Annotated in this window: 14 protein-coding genes and 1 tRNA gene; 8 read left to right on the top strand and 7 right to left on the bottom strand. The window is 71.0% G+C overall.

Annotated elements, in window-relative coordinates:
• Positions 1-317: 317 nt before the first annotated feature.
• The 3 genes from ACFVDP_RS35320 (at position 318) to ACFVDP_RS35310 (ending at position 2891) form a co-directional block, all read left to right on the top strand.
• Positions 318-400 (top strand) — tRNA-Leu (locus tag ACFVDP_RS35320).
• A 282-nt stretch (positions 401-682) separates the two neighbouring features.
• A complete protein-coding gene (locus tag ACFVDP_RS35315; RefSeq protein WP_383498761.1) occupies positions 683-1858 on the top strand; it encodes a 4-hydroxybenzoate 3-monooxygenase in 1176 nt (391 codons plus the stop codon).
• A 136-nt stretch (positions 1859-1994) separates the two neighbouring features.
• Positions 1995-2891 (top strand): Bax inhibitor-1/YccA family protein, encoded by an 897-nt coding sequence (locus ACFVDP_RS35310; protein WP_383498758.1) that lies wholly within the window; start codon positions 1995-1997, stop codon positions 2889-2891.
• An 81-nt stretch (positions 2892-2972) separates the two neighbouring features.
• On the opposite strand, the gene ACFVDP_RS35305 is transcribed toward ACFVDP_RS35310, so the two are convergent.
• Complete coding sequence (locus ACFVDP_RS35305; protein ID WP_353943007.1) at positions 2973-3203, bottom strand: DUF4287 domain-containing protein; 231 nt, start codon at positions 3201-3203, stop codon at positions 2973-2975.
• Between the two features lie 87 nt (positions 3204-3290).
• On the opposite strand from ACFVDP_RS35305, the gene ACFVDP_RS35300 reads away from it, so the two are divergent.
• A complete protein-coding gene (locus ACFVDP_RS35300) occupies positions 3291-3602 on the top strand; it encodes a hypothetical protein (protein ID WP_383498755.1) in 312 nt (103 codons plus the stop codon).
• A gap of 307 nt (positions 3603-3909) precedes the next feature.
• Here the strand turns inward: ACFVDP_RS35300 and ACFVDP_RS35295 are convergent, their stop codons facing one another.
• The 3 genes from ACFVDP_RS35295 to ACFVDP_RS35285 all read right to left on the bottom strand — a co-directional run bounded on the left by ACFVDP_RS35295 (position 3910) and on the right by ACFVDP_RS35285 (position 7741).
• Positions 3910-4728 carry a hypothetical protein gene (locus ACFVDP_RS35295; protein WP_383498752.1) on the bottom strand — a complete coding sequence of 273 codons (819 nt, stop codon included), beginning with the start codon at positions 4726-4728 and terminating at the stop codon, positions 3910-3912.
• A 277-nt stretch (positions 4729-5005) separates the two neighbouring features.
• Complete coding sequence (locus ACFVDP_RS35290) at positions 5006-6226, bottom strand: acetyl-CoA C-acetyltransferase (protein ID WP_383498749.1); 1221 nt, start codon at positions 6224-6226, stop codon at positions 5006-5008.
• A gap of 498 nt (positions 6227-6724) precedes the next feature.
• Complete coding sequence (locus tag ACFVDP_RS35285; protein WP_383498746.1) at positions 6725-7741, bottom strand: SGNH/GDSL hydrolase family protein; 1017 nt, start codon at positions 7739-7741, stop codon at positions 6725-6727.
• Positions 7742-7937: 196 nt separating this feature from the next.
• On the opposite strand from ACFVDP_RS35285, the gene ACFVDP_RS35280 reads away from it, so the two are divergent.
• The gene (locus ACFVDP_RS35280) at positions 7938-9323 is read left to right on the top strand and encodes a cystathionine beta-synthase (protein ID WP_383498743.1); all 1386 of its coding nucleotides are present in this window, start codon (positions 7938-7940) and stop codon (positions 9321-9323) included.
• A 53-nt stretch (positions 9324-9376) separates the two neighbouring features.
• Here ACFVDP_RS35280 and ACFVDP_RS35275 read toward each other — a convergent pair whose 3' ends face one another.
• The 3 genes from ACFVDP_RS35275 to ACFVDP_RS35265 form a co-directional block, all read right to left on the bottom strand.
• The gene (locus tag ACFVDP_RS35275) at positions 9377-10981 is read right to left on the bottom strand and encodes a recombinase family protein (protein ID WP_383498740.1); all 1605 of its coding nucleotides are present in this window, start codon (positions 10979-10981) and stop codon (positions 9377-9379) included.
• A gap of 457 nt (positions 10982-11438) precedes the next feature.
• On the bottom strand, positions 11439-12317 hold the full coding sequence (locus ACFVDP_RS35270) for a MurR/RpiR family transcriptional regulator (protein ID WP_383498737.1): 879 nt from the start codon (positions 12315-12317) through the stop codon (positions 11439-11441).
• Between the two features lie 388 nt (positions 12318-12705).
• Positions 12706-14214 (bottom strand): aromatic amino acid ammonia-lyase, encoded by a 1509-nt coding sequence (locus tag ACFVDP_RS35265; protein WP_383498734.1) that lies wholly within the window; start codon positions 14212-14214, stop codon positions 12706-12708.
• A 171-nt stretch (positions 14215-14385) separates the two neighbouring features.
• Here ACFVDP_RS35265 and ACFVDP_RS35260 point away from each other — a divergent pair, with 171 nt between their 5' ends.
• From ACFVDP_RS35260 to ACFVDP_RS35250, 3 genes are read left to right on the top strand one after another with little or no spacing between them, the layout of a single operon-like run.
• Entirely contained in the window at positions 14386-15594 is a 1209-nt protein-coding gene (locus ACFVDP_RS35260) for an ABC transporter ATP-binding protein (protein ID WP_383498732.1), read from the top strand.
• Complete coding sequence (locus ACFVDP_RS35255) at positions 15591-16235, top strand: ABC transporter permease (protein ID WP_383498729.1); 645 nt, start codon at positions 15591-15593, stop codon at positions 16233-16235. Before ACFVDP_RS35260 ends, ACFVDP_RS35255 begins: the two co-directional genes overlap by 4 nt.
• 5 nt (positions 16236-16240) lie before the next feature.
• Positions 16241-16921, top strand: coding sequence for an ABC transporter permease (locus ACFVDP_RS35250; RefSeq protein WP_383498726.1), 681 nt, complete (start codon positions 16241-16243; stop codon positions 16919-16921).
• Positions 16922-16929 lie beyond the last annotated feature (8 nt).

Below are 16929 nucleotides of genomic sequence, written 5' to 3'. Positions count from 1 at the left end.
GTTCCGGGGGGCGACTTCCGGCGGACCGGGAGAGCCGGAGTCATCCCCAGGTATGACACGGGACCCTGAGAGCGCTGCCCGGGACGCCCCGTGAAGCGGAACCTGCTGTACCGCACGTGGGGCGGAGGTGAAATCCCGTCAATCCCCGATCGGGGGCGCACATCCGTGGAAGGGCCTCCGGCATGTGCGGATAGCCCCTGTCATGGGCTGATGCACCCTCAGACGTCAATAAAATAAGACAACATCGGGCTGTTGTTCCGCTGTTCGGGGGATGCCGCCGGATAGTCTCGGAAGGTCGACGCGGAGCCGCTCAGCCTGCCCGGATGGTGGAATGCAGACACGGCGAGCTTAAACCTCGCTGCCCTTCGCGGGCGTACCGGTTCAAGTCCGGTTCCGGGCACCTCCGGCGCATATGCGGCGCCCCTCCGAAAGATCGTCTGACGCCTCGTCAGCAGCCGTCGCCCGCCCGGTCGACGCGATCCTCGCCGCCCCTCTCGCGACTCCGGCGATCCCGGCGGTCCGCACCGCTTCCTGTCGTGCGCCGCCCCGAAACCATTGACACCCGCACGCGCGCGGGCGGAGGATCCGCACGTGCCGGTGATGAACGAAAGTTCGCTACGCGAACGAGAGTGGCGGACGGGCACGCGGTTGCACGCAATGAGGCGAGGCGAGAGGGATCCGTATGCGCACCACCGTCGGCATCGTCGGAGCAGGCCCGGCAGGACTGCTCCTGGCCAGGCTGCTGCACAACGCCGGGATCGAATCCGTCGTCCTGGAGAGCCGTGACCGCCGTTACGTGGAACAGCGCCAGCGCGCCGGAATCCTGGAGCAGGGCACCGTCGACGTGCTGCGCGAGGCCGGTGTCGGCGCCCGGATGGACCGCGAGGGCCTGCCGCACGACGGCATCGAGCTGCGCTTCGACCGCCGCCGCCACCGCGTCGACTTCCCGGCCCTGACCGGCGGCCGGCAGGTGATGGTCTACGCCCAGACCGAGGTCTGCAAGGACCTGATAGCCGCCCAGCTGGCCGACGGCGGGCCCCTGCTCTTCGAGGCGGAGGCGCTGGCGGTGGAGGGCGCCGAGACGGACACCCCGCGCGTCCGGTTCCGCCACGAGGGCCGTGAGGACGTCCTCGACTGCGACTACGTCGTGGGCTGCGACGGCTTCTGGGGAGTGGCCAGGAAGGCGGTCCCGGCCGCGCTCTCGGCCACGTACGAACGCACGTACCCCTTCGGCTGGCTCGGCATCCTCGCCGACGTCGCCCCGTCCCACAACGAACTGGTCTACGCCCGCGGCGAGCGCGGCTTCGCCCTGCTGAGCATGCGCTCCCCGTCGGTGACCCGCGCCTACCTCCAGGTCCCCGCCGACACCGACGCCGCCGACTGGTCCGACGGCGAGATCTGGGACGAGCTCGACCGCCGCCTGGAGGTCGACGACCCGCACTGGCGCCTCGCCCGCGGACCCGTCACCTCGAAGTCCGTGACACCCATGCGGTCGTACGTGCACGAACCGATGCGGCACGGCCGGCTCTTCCTCGCCGGGGACGCCGCCCACATCGTCCCGCCGACCGGCGCCAAGGGCCTCAATCTCGCGGTCGGCGACGTCGTGACCTTCGCCCGCGCCCTGATCGCCCGGCGCGACAAGGGGGACACCACACTCCTCGACACCTACTCCGAGACCTGCCTGCGCCGGATCTGGCAGGCCGAGCGGTTCAGCTACGCGATGACGACGATGCTGCACCGCGCACCCGACGCGACGCCCTTCGACGACAGGATCCAGCTGGCCGCGCTCGACCGCGTGACCAGCGCACGGTCCGCCGAGACGGACCTCGCGGAGGCGTACACGGGCTTCCCTCTGTGAGGGGGAACACCCTGGGTTACTTCGACGTTCATCCATCACGGGATGGGAAAGATCCTCCTTGAGCACTAGAGTCGTATCTTTGCCAGACCATTACTCTTGATGGCAAGGCCATACACGGTGGCCACGGAGGAGTGAAATGAGGAGCAGCAACCCGGTCTTCTCGCGACGGGGGTTCAGCCGCGACAACGGCTACGCGCAGTTCAACGCGCAGCCGCAGGCCGGGGGCCCCGCTGTCGGCACGGCCGAGGGAAACCCGTACGCGCAGGCCCCCGCGGGCAACCCGTACGCGCAGAACCCCTACGCGCAGCAGGACGTCCAGTACGGCGCCCCGCAGGCGCCGGCCACCACCGGCCGCATGACGATGGACGACGTCGTCATGCGCACGGCGACCACGCTCGGCACCCTGCTCGTCACCGCGGCGCTCGCGTGGGCGCTGCTGCCGGTCGACGAGGCGAACCTCGGCAAGTCGTACGGCATCGCGATCGTCTCCGGACTGATCGCGATGGTGCTCGGCTTCGTCCAGGCCTTCAAGCGCAAGGCGTCCCCGCCGATCATCCTGGCGTACGCCGCCCTTGAGGGTGTCTTCCTCGGCGTCGTCTCCAGCGTCGTCGACAACTACATCGCCAGCGGCGCGGCCATGCAGGCCGTGCTCGGCACGATGGCCGTGTTCGTCGCGGTCCTCGTCGCCTACAAGGCGGGCTGGATCCGCGTCAACCGCCGCTTCTACGGCTTCGTGATGGCCGCGGCGATGGGCTTCGTCCTGCTCATGGCCGTGAACCTGCTGTTCGCGCTCATCGGCGGCGGTGACGGCCTCGGCTTCCGCAGCGGTGGCCTCGGCATCCTGTTCGGCATCATCGGCATTCTGCTCGGCGCGTGCTTCCTGGCCCTGGACTTCAAGCAGGTCGAGGACGGCATCGCGTACGGCGCCCCGAAGGAAGAGGCGTGGCTCGCCGCGTTCGGTCTGACCATGACCCTGGTCTGGATCTACATGGAGTTCCTGCGCCTCATCGCGATCCTGCAGGGCAACGACTGACGGCTCCACCGGCAGTTCCGGGCCCGCGCACCTCTGGGTGCGCGGGCCCTTTGCCGTTTGTGTACGGGGGAGTCGTGGCGGCTATCCGAACCGCCGGGCCGCGCGCCTCAGGTCGTACTCATGGACGATCGCCTTGGCGTGGCCGTACGCGAGATCGTGCTCACCGCGCAGCCAGCTGACCTTCTCTTCGAAGCGCAGGAAGCACGGGCCTTCTTCTACGGTGCGCAGCCAGTCGGCGACTTCACGACCGGTGCAATGGGGGATACGGGCGAGCAGATTGCGGTGGGTCTCCTCGGAGAAGACTTGGGACATCGGCGCCTCCGGAACGCTTCGATGTGGCCGGGTCTTCACGTCACCGTGCCTGAGCATCGGGGCCTTGTAAACAGCTACAGTCGCCGAGTGCTTGATACTTCGCCTTTGACAGCCGCGGTGGATCAGTTCGCGGACCGGCTGCGGGCCGCGCCGCAGAGCCGGTTGCAGCGGGGGGCTGCCGCGGCGGCTCTCGAGGTGGCCAGGGAGATGTCCGGGTGGGCCCAGCGGCTGGAGGAGCCCGGGGTGGCGGTGCGGGAGATGCCGGATGCCGGGATGTTCGCCGCCGCTGATCAACTCACCGTTGCGGGGCGGGATCTCGGGGTGGCTCTGCGCGATCCCGGGGATCTTGTGCGGGCTGTCGAAATGGTGGAGTCGGCGATGAAGCGGGCCGGGGTCTAGGGGTCCGTTGCCGGGTGCCCGCCGGTGGCCGCTTCTCGCGCAGTTCCCCGCGCCCCTGAGGCAGGCGCTGCGCGCCGCCTCCCCTTGAGGCTGCGCTGCGCGCGCCTCTGACGACGGACGGGGCGCGCCTTTGATGAGATGGCGCACGAAGTGCGCATCTCAGGGGCGCGGGGAACTGCGCGACCAGCCCCCACCGGGCCGCGGATGAAGGACTACTCAGGGGCGCGGGGAACTGCGCGACCAGCCCCCACCGGGCCGCGGATGAAGGACTACTCAGGGGCGCGGGGAACTGCGCGGTGCCGGGTGGTCAGGCGGAGGCTATGACTCGGTCGGCCAGGATGTAGACGGAGTCGGGGCCGCATTCGAAGGTCAGGGCGTAGGCGCCCGAGACGCCGGAACCGCCGAGCAGCACCGGGGTGTCCCCGGACCGCAGGGCCTCGGCGAGCCGCTCGGCCGTCTCACGGTGACCGGGCGTCATGCACAGCGTCGTACCGTCGGTGAAGACATAGACGTCGAGCGTGCCGAGCGGCCCGGGCCGCACATCGGCGAGAGCCGTGCGCGCCTGCGCCAGCTCCTCCAGGCACGCCACCGTGCGCTCGTGATCGCTGACGACCGGCGACTGCACCGGCACGAAGTCGGGGTGCGAGGGGTGCCGGCGACGGGCCGCGGCCAGCTCGGGGGACTCGCCCCCGACCTCCCCGGCGAACTCGTCCTCGGTCTCCAGCAGCGGCTCCAGAACCGGCTCGGCCATGGGCTCGAGCCCGGCGAAGTCCGCCTGCCGGGGCATGAAGAACTCCTCACCGAGCGTCCCGCCCGCGAGGAACGGCGGCAGGTCGGAGGTGTCCCGCGCCTCCTGCGCCGCCCAGAACGCCCGGGCCTCGGCCAGCTCCCGCTCCCGCTCCTCGGCGAGCGCGTCGGCGACCGCGGCGCGTATCGCGTCGGTGTCGGTGGCGGTGCGGGCCGCCGGAACGGTGGCCGTGTGCGCGGCGGTGGCGCGGCCCCGGGCCAGCTCGTCGCGCAGATCCGCGAGCTGTCGGCGCATCCCCCGCACATGGTGCAGAGAGACGGCGCCGACGGCCGTGGCAGCGGCCGAGGCGAGCAGCAGGACACTGAGGGTGGCAGGCATGGCGCTCACTGACGTACTCCCGGTTTCAAGTCGACCCCCGACTTCCTACATCAGCTTGAAGCCTGGACGAACCAGCTGTCAGTGCATTACGTCACGAATTGGACAGGTCTTTTGGCCGGGCGTTTAGCCCCCATATGGCCTGGGTACCGGCCTGACCTGCGAAAACGGGTTTCCCCCATGATGCACATCACATCATGGGGGAATTTGGATCACGATTGGATAGACGGATTCCGGTCAGGTTCGGCCCGAAACGGGTCCGCGCCCGACCGTTCCGGGGTCAGCTCAGGCGCTCGATGACCATCGCCATGCCCTGGCCGCCGCCGACGCACATGGTCTCCAGGCCGAACTGCTTGTCGTGGAACTGGAGGCTGTTGATCAGCGTGCCGGTGATGCGGGCGCCGGTCATGCCGAAGGGGTGGCCCACCGCGATGGCGCCGCCGTTGACGTTCAGCTTGTCCTCGTCGATGCCGAGGTCGCGGGCGGACGGGATGACCTGGGCGGCGAACGCCTCGTTGATCTCGAACAGGTCGATGTCGGAGACGCCGAGCCCGGCGCGCTTCAGCGCCTGCTTGCTGGCCTCCACCGGGCCGAGGCCCATGATCTCGGGGGACAGGCCGGAGACGCCGGTCGACACCACGCGGGCGAGCGGGGTCAGGCCGAGCTCGCGGGCCTTGGTGTCGGACATGATCACGAGGGCGGCGGCGCCGTCGTTGAGCGGGCAGCAGTTGCCGGCCGTGACCAGTCCGTCCGGGCGGAAGACGGGCTTCAGGCCCGAGACGCCCTCCAGGGTGACGCCCGCGCGCGGCCCGTCGTCCTTGCTGACGACCGTGCCGTCGGGGGTCGTGACGGGGGTGATCTCGCGCTCCCAGAAGCCGTTCTTGATGGCTTCCTCGGCGCGGTTCTGCGAGCGGACGCCGAAGACGTCCATGTCCTCGCGGGTGACACCCTTCAGGCGCGCCAGGTTCTCGGCGGTCTGACCCATCGAGATGTACGCGTCCGGCACCAGGCCGTCCTCGCGCGGGTCGTGCCACGAGGCGCCCTCCTGCTGGGCGACGGCCGCGGTGCGGGCCTCCGCCTCGGCGAAGAAGGGGTTGCGGGTGTCGGGGAGCGAGTCGGAGTTGCCCTTCGCGAACCGCGACACCATCTCCACGCCGGCCGAGATGAAGACGTCGCCCTCGCCCGCCTTGATCGCGTGCAGCGCCATGCGGGTCGTCTGCAGGGAGCTGGAGCAGTAGCGGGTGACGGTGCAGCCCGGCAGGTGGTCCATGCCCATCTGTACGGCGACGATCCGGCCGAGGTTGTTGCCCTGCTCGCCGCCGGGGAGGCCGCAGCCGAGCATCAGGTCGTCGATGTCGTGCGGGTCGAGTTCGGGGACCTTGGCGAGGGCCGCCTGGATGATCGTGGCGGTCAGGTCGTCCGCGCGCAGATCCTTGAGCGAGCCCTTGAAGGCACGGCCGATCGGGGAACGGGCGGCTGAGACGATCACTGCTTCGGGCATCACGGCTCCAGGAGTTCGTTGACCTTTTCAGGTGGGACCGTTTGGGAAGTTACCCGTACGTATGGCGCGGGTCACTGGCCCGGGCATGTGACTCCGACCGCATTTTTCTAAGCGCTTGCTCAGCCCTGCCGGGGGATGCTGTGGTCACGGGCTGCTGCCTCGGCCCCGGCCGGTCACTGTGGGCGCGGGCTACTACCAGCCCCGATAGGGGCGCGGGGAACTGCGCGACCAGCCCCCACCGGGCCCGCACCCGCGAACGGCGCTGAACTGGCCGCCCATTAGGCGCTCACCCCGCGCCGGGGTGCCGCCTTGCCCACCCTGCCGCCCTGGGGGTCCCCCCGGACGGAGTCTGGGGGATGGCAGATTGCCCAAGGCGGCGGGAGCCGGCCGACAGGCCGCCCGAGACGGCGACGGGGCTGCCGGCAGCCCCGTCAGGGGGCGCGGGGAACTGCGCGAGAAGCCCCACCGGGCGAACACCTGTGAACGACGGCCCCGGGCCTAGGACGTGACCGGGGTCGGGTCCTGGGTGGGGACGCGGCGGCGGCGACGGCGCTTGAGGAGGGCCCAGGGCCCCCGGGGCCCGGTGGGCATGGCACCCGTGACCTCGGTACCGCCCTCGGCGGCAGCCCGCACCGCGGCCCGCGCCACCGGCAAGAACCCCTCCTCGCGCGCCACATCGGGCCGCTCCTCCTCGGGCCACAACCCCAGCGCGGCGCACAACGTGGGCAGCATCGCCATGGCCGCCGTGGCATACCCCTCGGCCGACGGATGAAAATTGTCCGGCCCGAACAGCTCGCGCGGATTGGCCGAGAACTCCGGCCCGAGCAGATCCCCCAGCGACACCGTGCGCCCGCCCTGCTCCACGGTCCCGATGGTCTGCGCGGCGGCGAGCTGCCGCGAGGCCCGCCGGGCGATCCAGCGCAGCGGCTGCTGCACCGGCTCCACCGACCCCAGATCGGGACAGGTGCCGACCACGACCTCGGCCCCGGCCGTGCGCAGCCGTCGTACGGCGGCCGACAGATGGCGTACGGACTTGGTCGCCGGAATCCGGTGGGTGACGTCGTTCGCGCCGATCATGATCACGCAGACGTCGGGCAGCCACTCCGGATCGGCGAGGACCAGCGCGACCTGCCGGTCGAGGTCGTCGGACTGGGCGCCGGGCTGCGCCACGTTGCGCAGCTCCACCGCACGCTCCGCCACCGCCGCGAGCCCCGAGGCGAGCAGCGCCCCCGGCGTCTGCCGGGCCCGGTGCACGCCCTGCCCGGCGGCCGTGGAGTCGCCGAGCACCGCGAACCGCAGCGGACCGCCGCCCGCGGTGTCGTACACCCTGCCGTACAGCCCGTCGGCGGACGGCACATGGACCGGTTCGGGGCCGTGGTTGCCGACCTGGCGCCGGGCCATCTGCACCTCCGCGACCACCACCCCGACCGCGGCGGCCCCGAGAAGCCCGATGCCGCCGCCCCCGTACGCCGCTCCCGCGGCGATCCGCCGTGCCACCCTCGCCCTGCTCGACATGTTCCGCGGCCACCTGCCTTTGCGATCCGCCTGTGATGTGTCTGTGCTGCGACTTCTTACGGCTACATGAACTCCTTGCCCCGTAATCACCGTCGGTCAATCGCAAGGGGAGATGAAGGCCCGGTGCGCGCAATACTCTGGCCGCATCCCGCAACGGACATCCCGCAGGACATCCACCGGAGACCCGGAGTAGAACGTGCAGATCCACGACTCGATGATCAGTCTCGTCGGCAACACCCCGCTGCTGAGGCTCAACAAGGTGACCGAAGGCCTCCAGGCGACCGTCCTGGCCAAGGTCGAGTACTTCAACCCCGGCGGTTCCGTGAAGGACCGCATCGCGCTGCGCATGATCGAGGCGGCCGAGCAGAGCGGTGAGCTGAAGCCGGGCGGCACGATCGTCGAACCGACCAGCGGAAACACCGGCGTCGGGCTGGCCATCGTGGCCCAGCAGAAGGGGTACAAGTGCATCTTCGTGTGCCCCGACAAGGTGAGCACCGACAAGATCAATGTGCTGCGCGCGTACGGCGCCGAGGTCGTGGTCTGCCCCACGGCGGTGGACCCCGAGCACCCGGACTCGTACTACAACGTCTCCGACCGCCTCGTGCGCGAGACGCCCGGCGCCTGGAAGCCCGACCAGTACTCCAACCCGAACAACCCGCTCTCCCACTACCACTCGACCGGCCCCGAGCTGTGGGAGCAGACGGACGGCCGGATCACCCATTTCGTGGCGGGCGTCGGCACCGGCGGCACCATCTCCGGGACGGGCCGCTACCTGAAGGACGCGAGCGAGGGCCGGGTCCAGGTCGTCGGCGCGGACCCCGAGGGCTCGGTCTACTCCGGCGGCTCCGGGCGCCCGTATCTGGTCGAGGGCGTCGGCGAGGACTTCTGGCCGACGGCGTACGACCGTGACGTCGCCGACGAGATCGTGCCGGTGTCCGACAAGGACTCCTTCCAGATGACGCGCCGCCTCGCCAAGGAGGAGGGCCTGCTCGTCGGCGGCTCCTGCGGCATGGCGGTCGTGGCCGCGCTGCGCGTCGCGGAGCGGCTCGGGCCCGACGACATCGTGGTGGTGCTGCTGCCGGACAGCGGGCGCGGCTACCTCAGCAAGATCTTCAACGACGAGTGGCTGTCGTCCTACGGGTTCCTGGACGAACCGGCCGAGGCCGGCCGGGTTCTGGACGTGCTGAACCACAAGGAGGGATCCATCCCCGGGCTTGTCCACATGCACCCGGAGGAGACGGTCGGAGAGGCCATCGAGGTCCTGCGTGAGTACGGGGTGTCACAGATGCCCGTGGTGAAGCGCGGGGCTGGGCATCCGGACGTGATGGCCGCCGAGGTTGTCGGCTCCGTCGTGGAGCGGGAACTGCTCGACGCGCTCTTCGCCCAGCGCGCGTCGTTGGGCGACCGGCTGGAGAAGCACATGTCGGCGCCGCTCCCGCAGGTCGGCTCCGGCGAGCCCGTCGCGGACCTGATGAACGTGCTCGGTTCCGCGGACGCGGCGATCGTACTGGTCGAGGGCAAGCCCACCGGCGTGGTCAGCCGCCAGGACCTCCTGACGTACATGGCGCGCGAAGCCAAGTGAGCCACCGTGTGGTTCCTCGCCTTGCTGAGCCGGCGAGGAACCACACCGAGGCCCTAGTCGCCCGGCCGTTGCTTCGGGATCACCTGGAGCAGACCCGGGTCGAACGCGGCACGGCGGGAGGTGCCCGGAGGCAGGGGCATGACGATCACCGCCTCGAGCACTTCGGCGATCGCCGCGCGTCGTTCCCCGAGGCACAGGGCGTGCCACCGGGCGGGTTCCCGGACGCGGTGCCGCTTCTCGAACGCCGCCAGATGATCCGTGCGCGCCGCTTCGAGGCTGGAGATCCGTGCCGACAGGTCGGCGACCGCGGCGGAGGACTCCGGTGTCGCTTCACGCCGGACGAGGGCGCCGTGCTCCTGCCTCAACTTCCCGAGCAGGGCTTCTCCTGCCCACTCGGCGGGTGTGGCGGGGCGGTGGTGTGCGGCACGTTCGGCGAGCAGGGCCGTCACGACTTCGCGGAGATGGGCGTCCACGGCGGCAGCGCTGCGCGCGGTACCGCCGCAGTCCATCGCGGAGCAGACGTACACCGCGTTCCGGGGATCCCTGGCCGTCGGTCGCGTGCAGCCGCCCATTCTGGAATGGCAGGGAGTCCCGTTCCTGGTCGCGCCGCATCGCAGGAATCCGCTGAAGAGGTATTTGCGCAGCGGAGTCGGTGGTGTGCCGTCCGGAGGACTGCCGTTGGTGAGCCGAGTGCCGCTCCGTGCACCGTTCTGCCGGGACGTCTCCACGAGGGCGCGCCACTCGTCCGGGGTGGCGGGGATGTCCCAGGTCCCGCGCACCGGGAGGCCTGTCGCCGGATCCGTGGCCAACTCGCCGTGCAGCGAACGGAATCCGCACATCACCGGGTTCGTGAGCGCCTGGCGTACCGTCGCTCCGCTCCACCGGTTTCCGGATGCCGTGAACACCCCGCGGCTGTTCAGGTCGCGAGCGATGGCGTTCCAGCCCTGTCCTCGCAGAGCCGCCTCGATCATTTCGAGCAGGACCGGCCACTCGTCGGGGTCCTTGCGCATGTTCATCCTCCGGCCGGACCGCGGGTCGGGCGGCAGCCAGCCGAAGCGACGGCGCCCGCCAGGGGGCCCTCCGTCCAGGGCACGTCGGCGGACGTGTCGCCCGATGCGTTCGCTGGTGCGCCGTACTTCGTCGATTCCCGCATCAACGTTCTTCGGGCGGTCCACCGAGCCCAGGTCGAAGATCTCGCGGCCTGCGATGAACAGGCCGTCGTCGGTGACCGACACCGCACGGCGCAGCCGGTCGAAGTCCGAGGGGAGGCGCCAGACCCGCTCCTGTTCCGTGGCGATGAGCGCGCTGACGGGGAAGCCTTCGGGCGTCCTTCGGCAGTGCAGGGCGTGGATGGTCTGATCGAACGAGGGGCGGGGGACATCCGGATGCGTGGCGCCGACTCCGTTGTCCTCATGGAACTTGACGAGGGCGATGCCGAACCTTGCGGCCGTCTCGCGGTTGTCCTCGTGCTGATGGCGGACGCCGGTTCCCGGTTCCCTGCCGCGGGCGAGGACTGCGGATCGCGTGCTCTGGTCGGCTGTGATCCGCGCGTAGTCGATGCCGGGAGTTCTGCCGTCGAGCCACTGATCGAAGGTGAGCCCTTCTTCAAGGGCAGTGACGAGCGACGGATTCAGGAAGCTTCGTGACCAGCCGGGCACAGCGGTCTCCTCGGGGCCGACGTCGGAAATGACGGAGCCGACTCTGGCCGCAGTGACGCTATGCGTGTAGATGGATGGCCGACTGGTTCACGCGATCGAGTGACCATGGGCGATGAGGTGAAGGCGCCGGGCTTCGCCGAACTGGTACGAGCGCGTCACGTGCACGCAGCACCCGCTTAACACGCGTCCGGCAGATTAGGGGATGTCGGAAGGGGCGGGAGCGGCTCCCCGCCTCTGCCGGCACCGTAGCGGCGTCAGGACCTCCGGAGCGGCTCCCGGACCTCCATGGACGCCCAGGACGTGGCAGCCCGGCCTGACCGGGCTGTGCGCGTCCCTCGCGGGGACCGCCGTCGTCCCGCCCCCCGTCACACGGGGGTGCGGCGGTCCCCGCGCAACTCTTTTCGGTTCGTTGTCGGGTGCGGGTCGGTGGCGCTTCCCGCGCAGTTCCCCGCGCCCCCTACTCGACGAACAAGCCCCGCTCCTGCGCCCGTACGTCGAAGGCCTCCAGCCTCGCCTGTGCCTGCGGCAGTCCGTCGCACATGGCCTCCAGCAGGACCCGGCCGAGCAGCATCGGCGCGCACGCCGTGTCGAAGGCGAGGCCGGTGCCGACCGCGGCCGGCAGCAGGAGGTCGCTGTGCCGGGCGACCGGGGCGAACGCCGAGTCGGCGACGGTGACCACGGTCAGGCCCGCCGACTGCGCGTACGCGAGTGCGTCGACGACCTCGCGGGGATGGCGGGGGAGCGCGAAGCAGAGCAGTGCCGTGGCGCCTGCCCTGACCGCCGCGTCGATCCGGTCGGCGAGCATCGTGCCGCCCTCGTCGAGCAGCCGGACGTCCGGGTGGACCTTGGCCGCGAAGTACGAGAACCCGTAGGCCTGCGAGGCCGCCGCGCGCAGCCCGAGGACGGGCAGCGGGCGGGAGGCGGCGAGCAGCCGGCCGGCCCGTTCGACGGGGGCCGGGTCGGCGAGCAGGTCCGCGAGGTGGCGGAGATTGGCGATCTCGGCCTCCACCGCCTGCTGGTACTCGTTGGTCCGCGCGGCCGTGGCCGGGGCCGCCGGGGCCACCTCGCGCAGGTGTTTGCGCAGTGCCGGGTACCCGTCGAAGCCGAGGGCGACGGCGAAGCGGGTCACGGAGGGCTGGCTGACCCCCGCCAGCTCGGCGAGCTCGACGGACGACAGGAACGGTACGTCGGCCGCGCGGCGCACCATGCAGTGCGCGATGCGGCGCTGGGTGGGTGTGAGCCGGTGCCCCTCGAAGAGGTGCTGGAGCCGGGCGGCTGGGCTGTGCCCGCCCGTGACGGCGCCGGTCTGTTCGCTCTGCTCGGTGTACTCGGTCATGGCTCCCCGTCCGGTCCCCGTTGCTCCATTCACGGGGATTGAGTCGTGCATGAGCTTATTCAAGGGGGTGGGGCGGCGCCAGGGTGCGTTTTCGTGTGCGGGCCGGTGGGGGCTGGTCGCGCAGTTCCCCGCGCCCCTGGGTTGTTCGTCGTCCGCGGCCCGGTGGCCGCTTCTCGCGCAGTTCCCCGCGCCCCTGAGGCAGGCGCTGCGCGCCGCCTCCCCTTGAGGCTGCGCTGCGCGACGCCTCGTCTTGAGGCTGCGCTCCGCGCGCCTCCAGCCGGGGCAAACGGCGCGCCCTTGATGGAGATGGCGCACGAAGTGCGCATCTCCAGGGGCGCGGGGAACTGCGCGACCAGCCACGACGAGAGCCGCAGCCGACGTGCGACCCCTACACCTCGAACTGCCCGAGCAACTCAGCCGCCCGCTCCACATCCAGCGTCAAGGGACGATCGGCCATCTCCGGGTCCAGCTCCGCGTCCGCGAGGGCGAACGCGCGGCCCACCGGCAGTTCCGGGTCCAGGCGGAGGTCGCGCAGGCGCAACGCCCGTACCGTCGCGACGAGTTCGCAGCCGACGACCTGGCGGTAGGCCGCGCACAGGCGCAGTGTCTGGCGGGCCGCCAGGGAGGCGAAGCTGGCCTGTTCCTCGACGCCTCGGGAGAGGACCGCGTGGCCGAGTGAGGCGGGGGCGGCGAAGGCGCGCAGGTCGGCGAGGGCGCCGCCGGCCGCGTATTCCAGGATCATCACGCCGGACGCCGCCGCCTCGCCGTCCGCGAGGAAGGGTCGCAGGCGGGTGAAGTTCGGCTCGTTCAGGGTGGAGAGGCGGGAGGTGGAGAGGCGGGCGACCTGGGTCATCGCCAGCCTGAAGTGGTCCAGGGCGAGCGCGAGTTGGGCCATGTAGAAGCCGCCGTGGTGGTACGCGGCCATGTCCTCGGGGGAGATCAAGGGGTTCTCCGCGGCCGCGTTGATCTCGACCATGAGGACGTCTTCGAGGGCGTCGGCCGCGTCGTGCGCCGGGCCGTGGATCTGCGGCACGCAGCGGAAGCCGTACGGGTCCTGGATGCGGCCGAGCGGCGGGGTGGGGCGCTCGTCGGCGCCGAGGATCGCGCGCATGCTCGCCGCGACGCCGTAGCTGCCCTTGTGGTGGCGGGCCTCGTGCACCGGCAGCGCGTACGCCTCGTAGGAGCCGTCGACCGCCATCAGGCTCATCGCCGCCACCAGCTGGGTCGCGGTCAGCAGGTCGCGCAGTTCGTGCAGGGCGAGGGCGGCCTGGCCGAGGGTGAGGGCGTTGGAGGAGATCAGCGCCAGGGCGTCGTTGTTGTCGAGGGGCTGCGCCTCGGGCGGGGTGCCCTTGCCGCGCCAGGGGTGCTCTCCCGCGAGCGCCAGGCCCATCTGGGCGAGCGGCGCGATGTCGCCGGTGCCGACCGAGCCGTGTTCGTTGACCGAGGGGTGCGCGCCGTTCGTCAGGGCCTCGCACAGCGCCGTGACGACGGTGGGGCGCAGGCCGGCGCCGCCCGCGAGCAGCTGGTTGGCGCGGACCGCGAGCATCGCCCGGACCTCGCGCTCGGGCAGCTCGGCGCCGATCGCGCCCGCGTGGCTGCGCAGCAGGCGCAGGCCGTGGTCGGCGGCGGCCTCGGTGGGCACGTCCTCGCTGCGGTTGGCGCCGACGCCGGTCGAGCGGCCGTAGACGCGGCCCCACGCGGCGATCTCGCGGGCCGCGTTCCAGGACTCCTCGACCCGCTTCATGGCGTCGGTGCCGGGGACCGGCCGGGCCTCGGAGTGCGCGAGGCGGACCACGTCGGCGACGGGCAGGCCGTGGCCGTCGAGGACGACGACCGGGCGGGGGACCGCCGGGGGCTCGGGCGTCGCGGGGATCACCGGAGGCGACTTAGGGGGCATAACGGGCTTTTCCTCCTCAAGTAGGCGTGCGCGTCTCACAGTTCGGTCGATCTGGGATGATCCGGCGGCGATTTACCAGCGATTTACACCAGGCCATTGACAACTTATTCATCCACCGAGAACTCTGCATGACGATATGCAGGACGGGCAAGAGGACTCCAGAGGCGCTCCATGATTCAGTTCGAAGCGGTCCACAAGAGGTTCCCGAACGGCACGACCGCGGTGCACGACCTCTCCCTCGACATGCCGGAGGGAGGCGTGACCGTCTTCGTCGGGTCCTCCGGGTGCGGCAAGACCACCAGCCTCCGGATGATCAACCGGATGGTCGAGCCCACCTCCGGCACGATCCGGGTCGGCGGGCGCGACGTCCTCGACCAGGACGCCGCCGAGCTGCGGCGCTCCATCGGGTACGTCATCCAGCAGTCCGGCCTCTTCCCGCACCGCACCGTCCTCGACAACGTCGCCACCGTGCCGCTGCTGCTCGGCTGGGGCCGCAAGAAGGCCCGGACGGTCGCCGCGGAACTCCTCGAGCGGGTCGGGCTCGCCGCCGAGATGGGCAAGCGCTACCCGCACCAGCTCTCCGGCGGTCAGCAGCAGCGCGTCGGGGTGGCCCGGGCGCTCGCCGCCGATCCGCCGGTGCTGCTCATGGACGAGCCGTTCGGCGCCGTCGACCCTGTCGTGCGCACCCAGCTCCAGGACGAGCTGCTGCGGCTCCAGCAGGAGCTGAACAAGACCATCGTGTTCGTCACCCACGACATCGACGAGGCCGTGCGGCTCGGTGACCGGATAGCCGTGTTCCGCGAGGGCGGGCATCTGGTGCAGTGTGCGGCGCCGTCTGAGCTTCTTGCGCGGCCTGCCGATGAGTTCGTCGCGGACTTTCTCGGGGCCGAGCGCGGGTTGAAGCTGCTGTCGCTGAGCGACTTGAGCGGCGTACCGCAGGGAGCGGCACCCGAGGGCGGCTCCTGGGAGCTGGTCCTCGACGCCGCTCGCAAGCCGGTGGTCTGGCGCGAGCGGTCTTCCGGTGCCGAGTCGCCTGTGCGGGCGTTGCGCGACTCGGACTCGCTGCTTTCGGCGCTGAACGAGTCCGTTGCCGCTCCCTCCGGGCTGGTGGTCCGGGTGGATGCCGATGGGGTGCTGACCGGGGTCTCGTCCCGGGACGACATCCATGGGCGGGCCGGGGCCGCGCACGCGCAGGCCCTGACGGGCGCACCGACTCGGGGCTCCGCCCCGGACCCCGCTCCTCAATCGCCGGAGGGGCTTGATGGTGCGGAGGCCGCTTCTCAGGCGTCAGAGGGGCTTGATGGTGCGGAGGCCGCTTCTCAGGCGTCTGAGGGGCTTGAGGGTGCCGAGGCCGCTCCCAAGGAGGCCGGTAGCGCATGACCATCGACTGGACCTGGATATCCGAGCACGGCTCGGACCTCACCAGCCTCACCCTGTCCCACCTCCAGGCGGCCCTCAGCGCCGTCGGGCTCGGGCTGCTGATCTCGTTGCCGCTCGCCGTCGTCGCCCACCGGGTGCGGCAGCTGCGCGGGTTCCTGCTCGGGCTGTCGAACGTGCTGTTCACGATTCCGTCGATCGCGGTGTTCGTGCTGCTGCTCCCGGTCTCCGGGCTGACCCGCACCACCACCGTCATCGGCCTGACGATCTACACCCTGGTCGTGCTGCTGCGGAACACCGTCGAGGGACTCGACTCCGTGCCGCAGAAGACGAAGGAAGCCGCCAAGGCCATGGGGACGCGGCCGATGCGGACCCTGCTCACGGTCGAGTTCCCGCTCGCGCTGCCCGTGATCATGGCGGGCGTCCGCATCGCCACCGTCATGTCCATCTCGCTCGTCTCCGTGGCGACGTACATCGGTGACGGCGGCCTCGGCCAGCTCTTCACCGACGGGTTCCAGCGCAACTTCCCGACCCCGGTGATCGTCGGCGTCGTGCTCACGCTGCTGCTCGCGCTCGTCGCCGACGCGATCCTGGTCGCCGTGCAGCGGCTGCTGACGCCCTGGACCCGGACCCGGAAGGGCTGACCGCCATGTACGAACTGTTCAAGAACCTCGGGTCCTGGCTCGTCAGCGGCGAGCAGTGGACCGGCCCCGACGGCATCGGGCACCGGCTCGCCGAGCACCTCCAGTACTCGCTGATCGCCACGCTCGTCGCCGCCGCGATCGCGCTGCCCGTCGGGCTGCTGATCGGGCACACCGGACGCGGCGCGTTCGTCGCCATCAACCTGTCGTCCTTCGGGCGGGCGCTGCCGACCGTCGGTCTCGTCGTGCTCGTCTTCCTCGCCAGCGGGCTGTCGATGTGGCCCGTCTACATCGCGCTCGTCGCGCTCGCCGTGCCGTCCATCGTGACGAACACGTACGCGGGCATGACCGCCGTCGACCCCGAGGTGCGCGACGCCGCGCGCGGCCAGGGCATGCGCGCCCACCAGGTGCTGTTCCAGGTCGAGTTGCCGCTCGCGCTGCCGCTGATCATGACCGGGCTCCGGCTCGCGCTGATCCAGGTCGTGGCCACCGCCACCATCGCCGCGTACGTGTCCTTCGGCGGGCTCGGCCGCTACGTCTTCGACGGGCTCGCCCAGCGCGACCTCGTCCAGGTGCTCGGCGGCGCCGTGCTCGTCGCGGTCGTCGCCGTCGTCCTCGACCTCGCCCTGTCCGGCCTCCAGCGCCTGCTGTTCCGCCACCGCCCCGCCGCCTCCCCCAAGTCCGCCTAGGAGCACGC

Source organism: Streptomyces sp. NPDC057694 (genome assembly GCF_042799415.1).
Lineage (GTDB): Bacteria > Actinomycetota > Actinomycetes > Streptomycetales > Streptomycetaceae > Streptomyces.
Note: the sequence above shows the minus strand (reverse complement) of the source record. Positions and strands in the feature narration are given on the sequence as shown.

Coding starts and splice junctions, on each gene's coding strand:
- ACFVDP_RS35250 (WP_383498726.1), top strand. CDS start 16,241: ATGTACGAACTGTTCAAGAACCTCGGGTCCTGGCTCGTCAGCGGCGAG.
- ACFVDP_RS35265 (WP_383498734.1), bottom strand. CDS start 14,214: ATGCCCCCTAAGTCGCCTCCGGTGATCCCCGCGACGCCCGAGCCCCCG.
- ACFVDP_RS35290 (WP_383498749.1), bottom strand. CDS start 6,226: ATGCCCGAAGCAGTGATCGTCTCAGCCGCCCGTTCCCCGATCGGCCGT.
- ACFVDP_RS35285 (WP_383498746.1), bottom strand. CDS start 7,741: ATGTCGAGCAGGGCGAGGGTGGCACGGCGGATCGCCGCGGGAGCGGCG.
- ACFVDP_RS35260 (WP_383498732.1), top strand. CDS start 14,386: ATGATTCAGTTCGAAGCGGTCCACAAGAGGTTCCCGAACGGCACGACC.
- ACFVDP_RS35295 (WP_383498752.1), bottom strand. CDS start 4,728: ATGCCTGCCACCCTCAGTGTCCTGCTGCTCGCCTCGGCCGCTGCCACG.
- ACFVDP_RS35315 (WP_383498761.1), top strand. CDS start 683: ATGCGCACCACCGTCGGCATCGTCGGAGCAGGCCCGGCAGGACTGCTC.
- ACFVDP_RS35255 (WP_383498729.1), top strand. CDS start 15,591: ATGACCATCGACTGGACCTGGATATCCGAGCACGGCTCGGACCTCACC.
- ACFVDP_RS35270 (WP_383498737.1), bottom strand. CDS start 12,317: ATGACCGAGTACACCGAGCAGAGCGAACAGACCGGCGCCGTCACGGGC.
- ACFVDP_RS35310 (WP_383498758.1), top strand. CDS start 1,995: ATGAGGAGCAGCAACCCGGTCTTCTCGCGACGGGGGTTCAGCCGCGAC.
- ACFVDP_RS35305 (WP_353943007.1), bottom strand. CDS start 3,203: ATGTCCCAAGTCTTCTCCGAGGAGACCCACCGCAATCTGCTCGCCCGT.